Here is a 1,328-nt window from a genome sequence, read left to right on the forward strand (position 1 = left end):
GAAGAGGATGGTCTCCCGGATGCCCAGACCCGTGATGGCCATCAGCAGTCGGTCGATCCCCATGCCCATCCCGCCGGACGGCGGCATGCCGTGCTCGAGGGCGCGAAGGAACTCTTCATCCACGGGCATGGCCTCGACATCGCCGCGTGCTGCGAGCTTGGCCTGCTCGACGAAGCGCTCCCGCTGGATCACGGGATCGACGAGCTCGGAGTATCCCGTCGCCAGTTCGAAGCCGCGGATGTACAGGTCCCACTTCTCCACGACGCCCGCGATCGAACGATGCTCGCGCACGAGGGGCGACGTGTCGACGGGGAAGTCCATCACGAACGTGGGGCGGACGAGGTCGCCCTTCACGAAGTGCTCCCACAACTCCTCGACGAGCTTGCCGTGGGTGGCCTGCGGTGGCAGATCCACATCGTTGGCCTCCGCGAAGGCGATGAGGTCCTCGACGGAGTCCTGCGGGGTGATGACACGACCCGAAGCGGCCGAGAGCGACTCGTACATCGAGATGCGGTCCCACTCACCGCCGAGCTCGTACTCGGTGCCGTCGGCCCAGGTCACCGTGGTGGAGCCGGCGACCGCGATCGCCGCGTTCTGCACGAGCTCCTGCGTGAGCGCGGCCATCTGGTTGTAGTCGCCGTACGCCTGATAGGCCTCGAGCATCGCGAACTCGGGGCTGTGCGTCGAGTCAGCACCCTCGTTGCGGAAGTTGCGGTTGATCTCGTAGACGCGCTCGATGCCGCCGACGACCGCGCGCTTGAGGTACAGCTCCGGCGCGATGCGCAGGTACAGCTCGGTGTCGAACGCGTTCGAGTGCGTGATGAACGGGCGGGCAGAGGCTCCTCCATGCTGCACCTGCAGCATGGGCGTCTCCACCTCGAGGTAGTCGTGGCTCGTGAACGTCGAACGCAGGCTCGCGTTCACGGCGGCCCGAGCACGGACGGTGTTGCGCGCCTGCTCCCGCACGATCAGGTCGAGGTAGCGGCTGCGCACCCGGCCCTCTTCGCTGAGCTCGGAGTACGCGTTGGGCAGCGGGAGGATCGCCTTCGCAGCGATCGTCCAGTCGTCGGCCATGATCGACAGCTCGCCGCGACGGCTCGAGATGACTTCACCGTGCACGAAGACGTGGTCACCGAGGTCGACGTACTCCTTCCAGTCCGCGAGGGATTCCTCGCCGACGTTCGCGAGCGAGATCATGGCCTGGATGCGCGACCCGTCGCCGGCCTGCAGGGTGGCGAAGCAGAGCTTGCCGGTGTTGCGGCTGAACACCACTCGGCCGGCGACCCCGACGACGACGCCGGTCTCGGCACCCGCTTCGAGGTCGCCGT

The 1,328-nt window shown here is 67.2% G+C and carries 1 protein-coding gene; it reads right to left on the minus strand.

The genetic code is table 11. The annotated features are described in order from the left end of the window. On the minus strand, positions 1-1,328 hold a 1,328-nt coding region (gene lysS / locus DSP71_RS06990; RefSeq protein ID WP_258546307.1), incomplete at both ends, for a lysine--tRNA ligase.

It is taken from the genome of Microbacterium sp. H6, assembly GCF_003314775.1.
In the GTDB taxonomy this organism is placed as follows: domain Bacteria; phylum Actinomycetota; class Actinomycetes; order Actinomycetales; family Microbacteriaceae; genus Microbacterium; species Microbacterium oxydans.